This is a genomic window from Bifidobacterium sp. LH_389 (genome assembly GCF_056357235.1).
This window is the reverse complement of sequence record NZ_JBKEVR010000025.1, coordinates 1-14,117: the sequence shown is the minus strand read 5'-3', so window position 1 is coordinate 14,117 and position 14,117 is coordinate 1. Positions and strand designations below refer to the sequence as shown.

11 protein-coding genes and 1 pseudogene are annotated in these 14,117 nt (G+C 64.9%); 3 read left to right on the top strand and 9 right to left on the bottom strand.

Annotated features, from left to right (window positions below; translation table 11 throughout):
• Window positions 1-181 (bottom strand): annotated as a pseudogene (locus AC1AZA_RS11090) (AGE family epimerase/isomerase); the annotation flags it as partial.
• A 262-nt stretch (window positions 182-443) separates the two neighbouring features.
• Window positions 444-1,691 (bottom strand): glycoside hydrolase family 28 protein, encoded by a 1,248-nt coding sequence (locus AC1AZA_RS11085; protein ID WP_476514714.1) that lies wholly within the window; start codon window positions 1,689-1,691, stop codon window positions 444-446.
• A gap of 182 nt (window positions 1,692-1,873) precedes the next feature.
• Here AC1AZA_RS11085 and AC1AZA_RS11080 point away from each other — a divergent pair, with 182 nt between their 5' ends.
• A complete protein-coding gene (locus AC1AZA_RS11080) occupies window positions 1,874-2,995 on the top strand; it encodes an ROK family transcriptional regulator (protein ID WP_476514713.1) in 1,122 nt (373 codons plus the stop codon).
• On the top strand, window positions 2,988-3,995 hold the full coding sequence (locus AC1AZA_RS11075; protein WP_476514712.1) for an N-acetylglucosamine kinase: 1,008 nt from the start codon (window positions 2,988-2,990) through the stop codon (window positions 3,993-3,995). The genes AC1AZA_RS11080 and AC1AZA_RS11075 overlap by 8 nt, the downstream gene beginning before the upstream one ends.
• Window positions 3,996-4,141: 146 nt before the next feature.
• Here AC1AZA_RS11075 and AC1AZA_RS11070 read toward each other — a convergent pair whose 3' ends face one another.
• The 5 genes from AC1AZA_RS11070 to AC1AZA_RS11050 form a co-directional block, all read right to left on the bottom strand.
• Window positions 4,142-4,987 carry a GRP family sugar transporter gene (locus AC1AZA_RS11070; RefSeq protein WP_476514711.1) on the bottom strand — a complete coding sequence of 282 codons (846 nt, stop codon included), beginning with the start codon at window positions 4,985-4,987 and terminating at the stop codon, window positions 4,142-4,144.
• A 130-nt stretch (window positions 4,988-5,117) separates the two neighbouring features.
• Entirely contained in the window at window positions 5,118-6,851 is a 1,734-nt protein-coding gene (locus AC1AZA_RS11065) for a hypothetical protein (protein WP_476514710.1), read from the bottom strand.
• 82 nt (window positions 6,852-6,933) lie between these two features.
• Window positions 6,934-7,812 (bottom strand): carbohydrate ABC transporter permease, encoded by an 879-nt coding sequence (locus tag AC1AZA_RS11060; RefSeq protein WP_476514709.1) that lies wholly within the window; start codon window positions 7,810-7,812, stop codon window positions 6,934-6,936.
• Window positions 7,812-8,744 (bottom strand): carbohydrate ABC transporter permease, encoded by a 933-nt coding sequence (locus AC1AZA_RS11055; protein WP_476514708.1) that lies wholly within the window; start codon window positions 8,742-8,744, stop codon window positions 7,812-7,814. Before AC1AZA_RS11055 ends, AC1AZA_RS11060 begins: the two co-directional genes overlap by 1 nt.
• Before the next feature lie 105 nt (window positions 8,745-8,849).
• A complete protein-coding gene (locus AC1AZA_RS11050) occupies window positions 8,850-10,127 on the bottom strand; it encodes an ABC transporter substrate-binding protein (RefSeq protein ID WP_476514707.1) in 1,278 nt (425 codons plus the stop codon).
• Between the two features lie 468 nt (window positions 10,128-10,595).
• Between AC1AZA_RS11050 and AC1AZA_RS11045 the strand changes: the two genes are divergently transcribed.
• Window positions 10,596-11,963: an acyltransferase domain-containing protein gene (locus AC1AZA_RS11045; RefSeq protein ID WP_476514706.1), complete on the top strand. Its 1,368-nt coding sequence runs from the start codon at window positions 10,596-10,598 to the stop codon at window positions 11,961-11,963.
• A 62-nt stretch (window positions 11,964-12,025) separates the two neighbouring features.
• Here AC1AZA_RS11045 and AC1AZA_RS11040 read toward each other — a convergent pair whose 3' ends face one another.
• Together AC1AZA_RS11040 and AC1AZA_RS11035 are read right to left on the bottom strand one after the other, a co-directional pair.
• Window positions 12,026-13,075, bottom strand: a complete 1,050-nt coding sequence (locus AC1AZA_RS11040; RefSeq protein WP_476514705.1) for an ROK family protein — start codon at window positions 13,073-13,075, stop codon at window positions 12,026-12,028.
• A gap of 308 nt (window positions 13,076-13,383) precedes the next feature.
• Window positions 13,384-14,117 (bottom strand): glycosyl hydrolase family 28 protein (locus tag AC1AZA_RS11035; protein WP_476514704.1); only part of this gene is annotated, 734 nt, incomplete at its 5' end.

Below are 14,117 nucleotides of genomic sequence, written 5' to 3'. Positions count from 1 at the left end.
TCTCCACCCCATGCGACGGATCCGTCGAACCATCCGAGTTCAGCCACAGCGAACCCCCGCACGGCGCCGGGAAACCCCTGCCGAACGCCAGCAGGTCATCCCCCACCGCCTTCAAAAACGCATCGTTCTGCGCGGTACCCAACACATACGCCGCAGGATCCGTCTGATGCTCAACAGCCATGTCATATCCTTTCGTCATTGAAACGGGACAGTCATTTACTTGTTAAAGACTTTAACATATCAAGGTGCGCGACACACAGCAGCGCACAGCACCCACGGGAGCAACCAGCGGGATGACACAGGCCGCGGATACCCACTCGCAGGAAAGCGCACGTCGAATCAGCCGCTACGCCGTCCGCCGCCGGCCATCCCGCACGAATTCCGTAGGCGCCTCAAGAAAATGCTCCACAGCCAGCGACGCGGCTCCGCGGCGCCACAAACCGTCACGCGGCTTCGATGCGCACGTTCTCGCACGCCACGGAGGCGCCGTTGAGCATCAGGGCGTTCCGCTCGCACGCGATCTTCCGGTCGCCGCCCTTCCATGGGCGCACGTCGAACTCACCCGAACCTTCGAACGGGTTCGATGCCGCGAGTCGCACGTCGCGCAGCACGATGTTCCGAATGGCGTCCGGCCGCTCGGCATAGGCGAACAGGCCATAGCCGCACGCGCCCTCGATGCGCTCGAACAGCACGTTCTCGATCGCGCAGTCGGTCAGGTCCGTCGCTTCGTCGCGCGGCAGCAACGTGAGGTACATCGCCTCCGCGGAGCCCCACCATTCCTTGCTGAACGTCTTGGTGGTGATGGACACGTCGCGGAACATGATGTTCCTCGCGCTGCCGCGGTCGCGCAACTGAAACGCGAGCGCGCGGTTGGAATTGCGGATTTCGATGCGTTCGAACGAGCAGTTCTCGAAGTTGCCGAAGCTGCTGCTGCCGAACTTGATCGCGGAACTCTGCGATTCGATGTGGCAGTCACGCACCCACAGGTTGACGCAGTCGCCGTACCGGGCGGTCTCCTCGGTGCATTTGGGGCAGATGCCGTCGTCGCCGGTGAGGATGGTGCACCGCTCGATCACCGTGTTGCGGCAGCGGTCCACGTCGATGCCGTCCGTGTTCGGCATGCGCATCTCGTTGCGAATCGTGACGCCGCGGACGGCCGTGTCCTCGCAGCCGACCAAGTGGATGGTCCAGAACGGGGCGTTGCACACCGTCACGTCACTGATGCGGCTTCCCGTGCAGTGCTCGAGGTAGACGGTCATCGGACGCGGATAGGCATAGGACTTCAGGTGCGGCTCGTCGCCCTGGCCGGGCAGGATGAACTGCTCGTAGTTCCCGTCGATCGCACCCGGACCGGCGATGCGCACGTCCCTGCAATCCTTGGCGTAGAGGAACGCGCAGATCGGCGTCTCGTTCGCATTGAGCTCGAACGGACCGGGACGGCGGCGGTACGTCGCCTCGTCGCCACTGGCCCTGAGCGTAACGCCCTCGCCCAGGAACAGCTCCACACCGCCCCTCAGCTCCAGCCCGTCGCACAGGTACACGCCGGGGCGACCGAGCGCAACCCGCCCGCCCCCGGACGCCGCACACTCGTCGATGGCCCGCTGCAGCCGCGCGGCGAACGCGGCCGGCGCTGCGGACAGCGTGGATTCAGGGGATTCAGATGAAAACGCGGCGAGAAAGTCAATGTTCATGAGGCCTCCCGAGGTCCCTCGCTGTGCGATCCGTCATCGGCGAGCGCCCGTGCAACCATGTGCCGGACGTCGTCCAGTGATCATCATCCCCCGCCCTTTTGACATTTTTTCTCACGATGATAAAATATGAGCCAACACGAAGCCACTGCGCATCGGCGCAATCGCCAAGAAAGGAGGGTGCAATGAGCGCCACGACGTTCATCCCCCCGGCGTCGGCATCCCCCATTGTAGTCTCCACCAACCGCGCGGCCATTCTGGAGACGCTGTGCCACGCCACGGAACTCTCCCGCTTGGAACTGTCCGAGCGCACGGGCATCTCCATTCCCACGGTGCACAGACTCTGCGCACAGCTGGAAAGGGAAGGGTTCATCGCAGCCAGGGGCGAAAAGCGGGACGGCAACAAAGGCCGCCCGATCAGCCTGTTCCGCTTTCGGTCGGAAAGCCACGCGGTCCTCGCCGTGGCCATACGCTCCGACCGCATGCTCGGGGCACTGGTCGGGCTCGACGGCACGGTGCTCAAGCATCTGCAATCCCCCTGCCGGCGCGACGGCGAGGACAGGACCTGCAACTACGTGGCCACCGCCATCGACCTGCTGCGCACGTTGCAACGCCATGCGCAGGACGCCGGCATCCCCTGCCACGGCATAGGCGTATCCGTGCCGGGCATCGTGCAGCCCAACGGATTGGTGAGCCACGCCCCGGAACTGGGCTGGGTGGACGTGCCGCTGTCCTCCATTCTGGAGGAGTCGTTCAACGAGGAGATCTTGGTGGAGAACAACGCCAACGCCTTCACCTACGGCGAATGGTCGCGCGGCATTGCGCGGGGCCGCAACCCGGTCGTCGGCTTCTTCCCGGAACGAGTCGGCGTGGGATCCGGCATCGTGTTCGACGGCGGCATCCTGCATGGCTACCGGGGAGGCGCCGGCGAGGTGGGCTCCATGCTGACCGCCGAAAGCTCCATGAACGCCTACCATCTGAGCGCCGGGGATCTGGAGACGCGGTTCGCGCAACTGATCGCCCAGAACCCGGACGAAAACCCCGCAGTGCGGCGGCAGCTTCAGGAACTGACCATACTGTCCATCGCCAACATATCCGCGCTCATCGATCCGGAGACCATCGTGATCAGCCCGTCGATTTCCAGGGCGGGCGCACGCAGGCTCATCGACGCGGCCAAGGAGCGGCTGGCGGGGCGCATACCCCATGTGCCGCAGATCGTGCTGTCGCAGCTGGGCGACATGGCTCCGATCATCGGCGTGGGCGAACTGATCGCACAACGAGTACGAGGAGGCATCTTCAATGGCTAAGGCCACCACAATCACCCTGACCAGACCGACCGACACCGCCGTCCCCGGACCGACCGACACCGCCGCCGACCGGATTGCGGTGGGCGTGGACGTGGGCGGCACCAAGACGCAGATCACCGTGATGCGCGGGCGCACCGAACTCGCCGACACCGTGATCGCCACGCCGTCGTGGCGGCGCTACAGCGAAACCGTGGACGCCGACGACATGGCCAACCTCGTCCGGCTCATCAACGCCGAACTGGGCAAAGCCACGAGCAGCGCGCCGGACACCGCCGCCCGGGTGCCGGCCACCCTGTGCGTGGGCCTGCACGGCGCGGACACCCCCGCCCAGACGCGCGAAGCCCAGCGGATCATCGCCGACGGGTTCCCCGGCACGGCGCTCGTGGTCAACGACGCAGAGCTCATCAGCCACGCCGGAGACGCGGACACCACCATGAGCCTCATTCTGGGCACCGGAGCCATTGTGGTGGGGCGTGCGGCGGACGGTACCTTGGCCAAGGCCGACGGCTACGGGTGGATGCTCAGCGACTTCGGCAGCGCCCCCTCGCTGGCACGCGAATCGGTGCGGGCCATTCTGGAATACGCGATCGACGCCAGCGAGGCGGAGGCCTTGTCCGACCCGTTGGGTGCACTGTTCGCCAAGGAGCTGGACGCCGTGACCGTCACGGACATCTCCGTGGCCTTCACCTACCGGGCCAGCGAAACCGGGTGGGGAGATTTGGCGCCGCTCGTCTTCCAAGCCCTCGAACAGGGTTCGATGCTTGCGGAACGCGTAGTCTCGCTGACCATCGGGCGGATCGTGGCATGCATCAACGCCGTGCTGTCCCAGGGAGCCGTGGGGGACGCCGTGGTGGCGGCGGGTGGCGTGATCACCCACCAGCCGCAGTTCGAACGGCTGCTGCGCCGGGCCATGTTGGAGGACTGCATCCGCCCGATGCGTCTGGAGATCCTGCGAAACCCGCCCGTCCGGGGCGCACTCGCGCTGGCGAGGAGCCTGTAGCCGGACAAGACGGGCAAGCCGGGCAGAACCGGCAGGACGACGGTCAAACGCGAACCGGGCCGTGGCGCCAAGCGGATCAGTACGATCCTCCCCGATGCCACGGCCCGGCCATATCCGGCATTGCACAGTGCGGTCACATCACGCGGTCACATCACCATGACCGTGGCACCCACCAGCAGCACGACCAGACCGACGGCCACGCGAGGCACCTGTCCCTTGGCCGTTTCCTTGAGTATGATCGCCCCCATCAGCGTGGAAACGGCCACGTTGAACTGGGAGAGCACGAAGGCGTTCACCATGCCGTTCATGGACATGGACATGAGATAGGTGGCCGCGGCCACGGAGAAGATGAGACCGCCGGAGATGTTGCTCACCGTGCGGCCGTCGCACACCTCCCTGCGCTGCGTGGCGCCGATGAGGAACGCCGAAATGAGCATGCCCAGCGCCTGGGGCAGGAAGCCCTCGAGCTTGCTGTCCACGCCGGTCACCATCAGGGGGAACGCGGAATACAGCCAGTAGCCTGCGGTGGTGAGGACAAGCACGGCGTAGTCGCGCAGCTTCGCCGTGGCTTTGGCGCTGCCCCCGCCGTTGGTAAGGAACACGCCTGCGATGATGAGCACCAGCGCGAGCAGGCTTTTGAGGATGTCCCACCTGCCATTCCACTCGCCGAAGAACAACCCGCCGATGATGCTGTTGCCCACGATCTGCAATGCGGTGGACAGCGGCATGGTGATGCTCACGCCGAGACGGTCGTAGCAGTAGTACTGGCCGGCCTGCCCGAAGCTCCAGCAGAAGCCGGACAACAGGAACAGCACCCATACGGATGCGCTCACGCTGAACCCGCAGACCACGTGCACGGCGGCCGCCACGAAGACGATGCCGATGGTGGTGCCGATGAGTTGCTGACGGAACGTGCCTCCGGTGACCCTTTGCAGCCAGACGGGCAGGACGCCCCAGAATAGGGCCGGCATGATGCCGATGATGATGGCCATGAATACACCTCATTGTGTGAAAACGACTGTGCGAAAACGCAAACGGGCAGCCGGAACGCCGTATGACGTTCCGGCTGCCCGAGCGAGGATGGAAGGAAATCAGGGAAGGAAGAGCAGTCCGCGACCCCGGTTACTCGAGGCTGCGGAAGGTGACGGACACGGTGAACGCGCCCGACGTGAGCCCGCTGAACACGATGGACGTGCCGGGCATCCGGTCATTGCCGCCCACGTAGGTGACGGTTTCGCCCGGATCATAGGAGGTGGGCGCCACCGGCTGCTCCTCGCCGTGACTGATGACCAGCTCCGCGCTCTCGGCGCGCACCACCACGTCCTGCCCCGCAATCGCATGCAGTTCTCCGTTGACGGTTTCCACGCCGGACACCACCTGCAATCCCTCGCCAGCCACGCCGATCTTGCAGGCGAAGCTGGTGTGAGGCCCGTCGAAGCGGGCGGCAAGGTCGAAGCCGTCCGGGCGCACGCGGGTTTCCACAGTGGACTCGAGGCTCATGTCGTCGCGATGGCGGCGGTCGTAGGCCATCTGGGCGAAGAACCGTCCCTCGTAACTCATGGGGTACGAGCCGTCCTCGCGGCACTCCTCGGCCGGCAGCGGCTGGTAGTAGCCGCTGGTCCGGGTTTCGCGCATGGTCCAGGTCAGGCCGTCGCGTTCGATGGCATCCGGGCGCAGCGGGCCGATGTCGAAGAAGTCCGGTGCGATGCGCACGCCGGTGACGGTGAGCTGCGGCGTATGGAAGTCAACCAGCGTGGCGTTGTTCGCCAGACCGGAAGCCACCCGGTAGGTGGCGTTGAAGTCGGACCCTGCGTACACGGAAGCGGTCACCCGGGGCTTGCCGATCGTACCGTCCAGACGCACGCGGGACAGGCGGCTCTCGGCGAAGTCCACGACGGCGGGCAGGTCGCCCGTGCCGTCGGCTGCGGCCGGCAGCGTTTCGCCCACACGCGGGTCCACCAGATATTCGGCCAGATGGCGGGCCGGGTCGGCGATGTCCCGCGACGAGAGTTCGGCGGCGAATGCGGCGATCGTCGCATCGCCGCTCACCACGGCCAGCAGTCGCGCCTGCGAAAGGAACGGTTCGGGATCGAAGGATGCGAACTGGTCCTGACGACGGGACTGCACGGTCTCCACACTGCCGTCCGGCTGCATGAGCGCGGCGATGGCAATCAGGTTGCGACGGACCATGTCCAGGAACTCCGGTTCCGGCAGACGGCGGGCCATGGAGACGAGACTCGGGTTGGAGACATGCGAGGCGTACAGGGGACTGCGCTCCGAGTACAGGCCGTCGGGCTGGATGTCAATGCGTTCGGCCAGCCACTGGCGGGCGCGGGCGGTGAGGGCCGGCTCGTGCAGCACCATGCCGAGCCCCACCAGCGCGCCGGAGATCTCCCAGCGGTGGTTGGGCGTATGGATGCCGCCCGTCAGCATGGCCGGGGACGCCTTGCGCGCAATGGCGAGCAACGGTTCTCGAACGGCGGCCGCAATCTCCGCGGGGCAATCGACCTTGTCCAGCAGTTCGAGGGTGAGGCATACGTCGTTGAGCGTGAATGCGCTGTCCGGAGGGGAGACCAGATTGTCTCCGCCCGAGAACAGCCCGCCATCCAGCTGCAGGGCGGCCAGATGGCGCACCAAAGCTTTCAGCCCCGTCATGACCGTGCCGTCGGCGTCGGATCCCGTCACCAGTTCCGGAGCCACGGCGGACAGTGCCGTCACCCCCTTGATGAGTTCCATGGTGGGCCGGTGGGACAGTCGGGCCACGGTGACCGGATCGGCGGTGACATCCACCACGTCCCGCACGATGATGCGGCGTGCGGCGTCAACCAGTTTGGCAACGTATTGTTCGTCCTTCACGATTCTTCCCTTCTGTGGCGTGCGGCCGGAGCCCTATGGCGTCCGACCGCACGGCATGACTCGGATTGCCGGCGGTTCCCCGTCAGCCCTTGAACGCGGCGTCCGTGTCGGAGCCGACGATGTACTTCTGGAACACGATGAAGATGAGCACCAGCGGGATCATCGAGATGATCGAGGCGGGCAGCAGCACGGCCCAGTTGATCTTTTCGGCGCCCACCAGGCTGCGCAGGGCAACCTGCAGGGTGAAGCGCTTCGGATCGTTGAGCACCAACAGCGGCCAGATGTAGTCGTTCCAGCGCCACTGGAAGGAGAAGATGGCGAGGGTCACGATCACCGGCTTGGAGATGGGCAGCATCACGCGGGTGAAGATCTGCATCTCCGAGGCGCCGTCCACGCGGGCGGCCTGCATGAGCTCGTCCGGCACGGTCTGGAAGAACTGGCGGAACATGAAGATACCGGTCGCGGTGATGATCGAGGGCACGATGATACCGGCGAGCTTGTTGTACAGACCGAGGTTCTTGACCACCAGGAACGCCGGGGACATGATGACCTCGGTGGGCAGCATGGTGGTCAGCAGGATGCCGATGAAGAACGTGCGGGTCCACCAGTAGTCGTACTTGGCCAGCGCGTAGCCGGTGGTGGCGCTCACCGCGATGGTGAGGATGGTGGTGATGATGGCGACGATGGCCGTGTTGCCGAAGTACTGGGCGAAGTCGACGGTCTCCCACGCCTGCGCGTATCCGGAGAAGTCCCAGTGCCGCGGGAAGAAGCTCAGCGGCACGGTGAACAGCTCGCCGGCGCCCTTGAACGACGACAGGAGCAGCCAGAACACCGGGAAGGCGAAGCAGATCACCATGAACCACAGGGCGATGGTGACGGGAGCCTTGTCGCGGATCTTGGCCTTGAGGGCGCCCTTGGGGGTGGTGCCCTGCTGGTTGGCGGATGCAGCTGCGTTGCTCATCACTTACCTCCGTTCCTCTTGTTGAACCACATCTGGATCAGGGAGACGATCACCAGAATGACCATCAGCACCATGGATGCGGCCGAAGCGTAACCGATCTTGGATTCCGTGAAGCCGGTCTCGTAGATGTACTGCACCACGAGTCGGTTGGACGTGCCGGGGCCGCCGCCGTTGAGGGACTGGACCATGGCGAATTCCTTGATGCCGTTGATGGTGCCGAGCAGCACCACCATGAACGTGGTGGGCGCAATGCCGGGAAGCGTGATGTGCACGAACTTCTGCCAGCCGTTGGCGCCATCCAGCGCGGCGGCCTCGTACAGCGAGTCGGGCACGTTCTTGAGTGCGGTGATGAACAGCATCATGTTGAACGCCATGCCGGCCCACGTGCCGGCGAGCACCAGCACCACGAAGGCCAGGTTGGAGTTGGTGGCCCACGGCAGGGCGGGCCCGCCGAGGTTCTGGATCACCTGGTTGACGATGCCGAAGCCCTCACCGAACATCCAGCGCCAGATCAAACCGGTGATGATGGGGGAGACGAGCCACGGGATGAAGAACAGGACCTTGGCCAGCCCCGCGCCGATGGACTTGCGGTTCGTGACCAGCACGGCGGCGAGCAGCGAGACGCACACGTTGAGCGGCACCGCGCACAGGATGTATTCGAAGGTGCGCAGCAGGGACGCCCAGAATGCGTCGTCCTGCAGCAGCTTCGCGTAGTTGGACAGGCCCACCATCTTGTAGCGGCGGGTGCCCTTGTAGTTGGTGAACGAATAGTACAGGCCGGTGGCTGCGGGCCAGATGAAGAAGATGGCGTACAGCACCATCGCCACGCCGGTGAGCGCCAGAGGAGCCGCGATGGGGTTCTTGAGCTTGCTTGTTTTCTTGCCTACCGCCCTGCCGGCCTTGACGGTGGCGTCCTGTGCGGACTGTGCCATGGAAATCCTCCTGATCGATGTGACGAGGGAATGGATGCCGCCGGGCGGGCGGAAAAAGGGAACGAAGTTCCCGTCCGGCGGCATCGTGCGGGGAAGGGAAAGGGACTACTCGTCGAGCGCGTAGGACTCGGTGAAGCGCTTCTCCATGTTGGCGATGGCGGTGTCCACGTCCTGCTCGCCGGTCAGGTACTTGACGGTTTCGGACTTCATCGGATCCTCGCCGAGCACGGCACCCTGCAGGGCCAGCTCGAGCTGCGTGGTGATCTGGTGGGCGGAGACGGACTGGTCGGCCTTGGCGATCTCATCCTGGTACATGCGGAAGTCGTCGAGACGGTCGGCGTAGTTCGGCTCAATGTCCTCGAGGGCGGGCAGGTAGCTGCCGATCTCGCAGAACTTGGTGTAGTTCTCCGTGCTGTAGAACCAGTCGAGGAACTTCTTGCCCTCGTTGCTGAAGCTCACCATGTAATTGGTGCCGATATTGGTGGCGCGGGTGGGCTGGGACGGCATGGGCACGGTCTTCCACTCGAAGCTGGTGATGGAATTGATGAAGTCGGAGATCTGCCAGTTGCCGGAGTAGTAGGCGGCCACCTGACCGGACTTGAACAGGGCGGACGGGTCGTCGTTGGACGCCCACACCGACTTGGGCATGATCTTGTCGTCGTCGATCTTCTTGAGGAACTCGAGCGCGGTCTTGGCGCCGGCGTCAAGCTTGTAGGTGCCGTCGGACTGCTTCTGCACGCCCTTGGAGCCGAACTGGTACATGAAGGAGCGCTCGCGGTGCGAGGAGGCGTCCATGACCATGCCGTACTTGGCGCCGGTGGCGGCCTGCACCTTGGTGACGGCGTCGATGAACTCATCCCAGGTCCAGGATTCGTCGGAGGTCTTGGGGTAGGAGACGCCGGCCTTGTCGAACAGCGAAGTATTGAGCATCAGGCCGACGGCGGTCAGATCGGAGGGGATCGTGAGCACCTTGCCGTCGGAGGTCTTGGTGATCAGGCTGTCCATGGCCTTGTGGCTGGTGGCGAGGTCGGACAGGTCGATCAGCTCGTCGGTCCACACGGGGTTGACCTGGGGCACGCGGGCCACGTCGGGCAGGTCGTCGGCCTTGCCGGCGTTGGCGATCTTGGTGTTCAGATCGTCGTAGGGGACCTCCATGAGGTTGACCTTGACGCCGGTGGCCTTCTCGTATTCCTTGGCCATGGTGGCGTAGGCACCGTTCTGATCGTCGGACATGGTCAGGGTGACCACGCCGTCGTCCGCCACGCCGCCGGTGTGGTCGCTGGCGGTGTCGTCGCCGCCGGACGCGCCGCAAGCCGTCATGGCGAGGACGGCGGTAATGGCTGCGCCGGTCTTGAGCACGTTGGCGAATTGCTGCATTCTCATCTTTTCACTCCTTTGTGGGCCTGAGTTACGTTTCTCCATTGCGCCGTAACTCTCAGCGTGAGAATTAGTGTATCACAACTTTTTCTCACTTCACAACTCTCATTTCAGTTGTGTTAAGAACACTAATACAAGAAACCTCGGATTTCTGCGGATAAATGCTTTTATATACGCAATGATCGGCATTTGTATCGCAACAAACGATAGTTTTTATGGAAAGTCAATCTTTCCTTCCCTACATTTACCCACCATCTTCATTAACATCTTTAACTATTTAATCAAACCCCAACATCCAACGCGCTGATCCCTCCCGCCCCGCTCACACCGCAAACTGGAAACTTTGACCGCAAAACACCCACCTCGGAGCTCGTTCTACCGGTCAAACTTTCCAATCTACGGATTCGGGACCGCGGATTGGAAAGTTTGAATGTCGGACGCGAGGCGATCGGCGGGCGGGCCTAGCATGGCAGCATGAACAACGACGTCCTCTCCGGCCGCGCAGCCGACGCAGCCGATCGCGCAAGCCAGTCCGTTCTCGGCCGCCCAGCCGGCCCCGACCGTCCCGATGCCAACTACCCCGGCACCAACCGTCTCAGTTCCGGCCGTGCCGACGCCGGCCGGCCCGGTGCCGACGCCGCAGCCGCCTCGCCCGCCGTCGCGCAGGGCAGCGTGCACGGTATTGCGCAGGGCAGTGTGCGTGGCCTCCCCCGCGCGGACTTCGCCCTGTGCGAGCGCTACTTCGGCATGAGTCGCTCCCTGTGGGAGGCAACCGACGCCACACTGCAATGGATGCTCCGCGACCCGGTCGCCCGTCCCTCGCTGGACCGTATCCGCGATCGACTGGTCTGTCACGGCGACGTGGCCGCCGCAGCGGGCGTCTGCCGCACCCTGCGCACCCACGCCTCCGTCTTCGCGCCGAACAGGGCGGCCGCTGACGTCACGCTCGCGGCCGCCATGGCCCACTGCCTGCCCGATGCCATCGGCAACATGAGCGACCGGGGCGTCCCGGATCCGGTGATCGAGGCCACTCTGCGCGACTTCGCCGTCTGGGCCGACGTCTACCGCGAAAAGACCGGCCGGGAAGGAGTCTGGGAGCTGGAGTGGAACCTGCTGTCGCTGACCGGACGCATTCTGCGCATCGGCCGACTGCAGTACGAATCGACCGTGTTCGCGGAACCGTGCTACCTGTTCCGACGCCACGCCGACGGCGGCATCACGGCCCTCACGGCACCCGGCATCCATGAGCTGCCCGAGGGCCGACCGCAGGGCACGAACGGCATGCACACGGACGGGGGCTTCACCACCACGCTGAATCTGAACGGCCGCGAGCTGACCGGCAACGCGATCGACATGGACCGCGGCGTGGCACTTCCCGAGACGGTCCGGCTGAATCTGAACGACGCGGACCTGCTGCTCGCACCCGGCATGCCCGTCACCAACATGCACGTTCCGGCGGACGGGCCGCTCACTCCGAGTGCCGTGAACGATTCCCTGAACCGGGCAAGCGCATTGCTGGAGCGTCTGGGCCGTCGCACGCCCGTGGTCATGTGCGAAAGCTGGCTGCTGGACCCGGCGTTGGAGCGATTCGCCCGCGCGGACGGCAATATCTGCCGGTTCATGCGCCGGTTCCGCAAATTCCCCGTACGCGCGGAACGGCCGATGATCATGGACCGTGTGTTCGGATGGGATTCCGGATCGATCCGTCTTCAGAACCTGCCCGAGCGCACAACCCTGCAACGCTGCCTCAAGGCCTACCTGCTGAACGGCGGCACCGTGCACGACACCGCCGGCGTCACGCTCATGCCGGACGTCCCGCAAGGTCCGCGGCAAACGCGGTAACGGTGACGGGACGAAGACCTCCGGCTTGGCCGCCGCGCGGGCCATGCAGGCCACCAACATACCTACGCCCCGCGCTCCCGCTCGCCCTGCACGAACGCCGTGGGCGATTCGAGGAAATGCTCCACGGCCAGCGACGCCGCTCCGCAGAGCACCGGATCCACGGGCAGGTCACTGAACGTGATGTCCACGCGGGAGGTCAACTCGCGCAGCGCCCGCTCGCGCACCACGCTGCGGACGCGGTCGAGCAGCGGCCGGCCGCCACCTGCAAGGACGTCCCCGATGACGATCATGCGCGGATTGTACCCGTTCACCGCAATCACGCACCCGTAGCCGATGTACGTGCCGATCTCCTCCACCAGCGCCGCAGCCTCTTTGTTGCCCGCGTCGGCGAGCGCGAACAGCCGACGGCAGGCCTCTTCGCCGGTCAGCGCACCGGCATCCGGCACCAGGGTGGGATGTTCATCGATCAGGGACTGTCGAACCGCCATCGTCGAGCAGTACCGTTCGAGGCACCCGCGCCCGTTGCACCCGCACCGCCGCCCGTTGACGTCGATGCTGATGTGCCCGAGTTCGGAAGCCAATCCCCTGTCTCCGCCCACGAAGTGGCCGTGGTCCAGCACGCCCAGTCCCACGCCGTCGCCCACGCGCATGTAGGCAATGGACTGCGAGTTGGTGCATGCCGGCGAGAACAGGGCGAGCGCCAGCACCGCGCAATGCACATCGTGATCGATGTATACAGGGACATCGAAGGCGGCGGCGAACTCCTCCCCAAAGTTCACCTGAGACCATGTGGAGTCGGCCCAGACGGACAGGCGCCCCTCGTCGCGCAGATACGGCCAAGGTACCGCGATGCCGATGGCCGCGATGGTGGGATCCCACGCAATGCGCTCGCGTACCCACCGCTTGACCGCGGCGACGATTCCCGCCGCGTCGTCTGACGGAAAATGCAGCGAGGTATGGTCGTCCGGCTCTGTGCCCATCTTGCCGTTGACGGAGAACACACCGATGTCGGCGCCGTCCCTGGCGAATTTGACGCCGATTACGTGATAGGCGTCCTCGTTGAGGCCGATAACGATGCCGCGACCGCGACCCGAAGCGCTCTCGCCCTCCACGGCTATCCCCCATTCAAGGAACTGCCGGACGATGTTCGTGATCGACGCGGATGTCAGCCCCGTCGCACGGGCCAGTTCCGCGCGGGTGCAGCTCCCCGATCGGCACAACGCCTGCACGACCCGCGAACGGTTCAACTCGGCGAGCACGCCAATTCCCGTATGTCGCGAACCATGACCGGACCGTTCCATGGCTTCTCCCTTCCGCCGCCTTCCCATCAGCGGCCCGTATGCATAATCCCAAGGTTCCGGCATCTGCGGCGGAACCTTGGGACGTCAGTATATCCGAGCGGACGAACCGCATGCACCCGTCACGCGGTTTCGATGCGCACGTTCTCGCACGTCACGGAAGAACCGTTGAGCATCAGGGCATCCCGCTCGCATGCGATCTTCCGGTCGCCGCCCTTCCACGGGCGCACATCGAACCCGCCCGAACCCCCGAACGCATTCGACGCCGCGAGCCGCACGTCGCGCAGCACGATGTTCCGAATGGCGTCCGGCCGCTCGGCATAGGCGAACAGACCGTAGCCGCACGCGCCCTCGATGCGCTCGAACAGCACGTTCTCGATCGCGCAGTCGGTCAGGTCCGTCGCTTCGTCGCGCGGCAGCAGCGTGAGGTACATCGCCTCCGCAGAGCCCCACCATTCCCTGCTGAACGTCCTGGTGGTGATCGTCACGTCGCGGAACGCGATGTTCCTCGCACTGCCGCGGTCACGCAACTGGAACGCCAGCGCACGGTTCGAGTCGCGGATCTCGATGCGCTCGAACGAACAGTTCTCGAAGTCGCCGAAACTGCTGCTGCCGAACTTGATCGCCGAGCTCTGCGACTCGATGTGGCAGTCGCGCACCCACAGGTTGACGCAGTCGCCGTACCGGGCGGTCTCCTCGGTGCATTTGGGGCAGATGCCGTCGTCGCCGGTGAGGATGGTGCACCGCTCGATCACCGTGTTGCGGCAGCGGTCCACGTCGATGCCGTCCGTGTTCGGCATGCGCATCTCGTTGCGAATCGTGACGCCGCGGACGGCCGTGTCCTCGCAGCCGACCA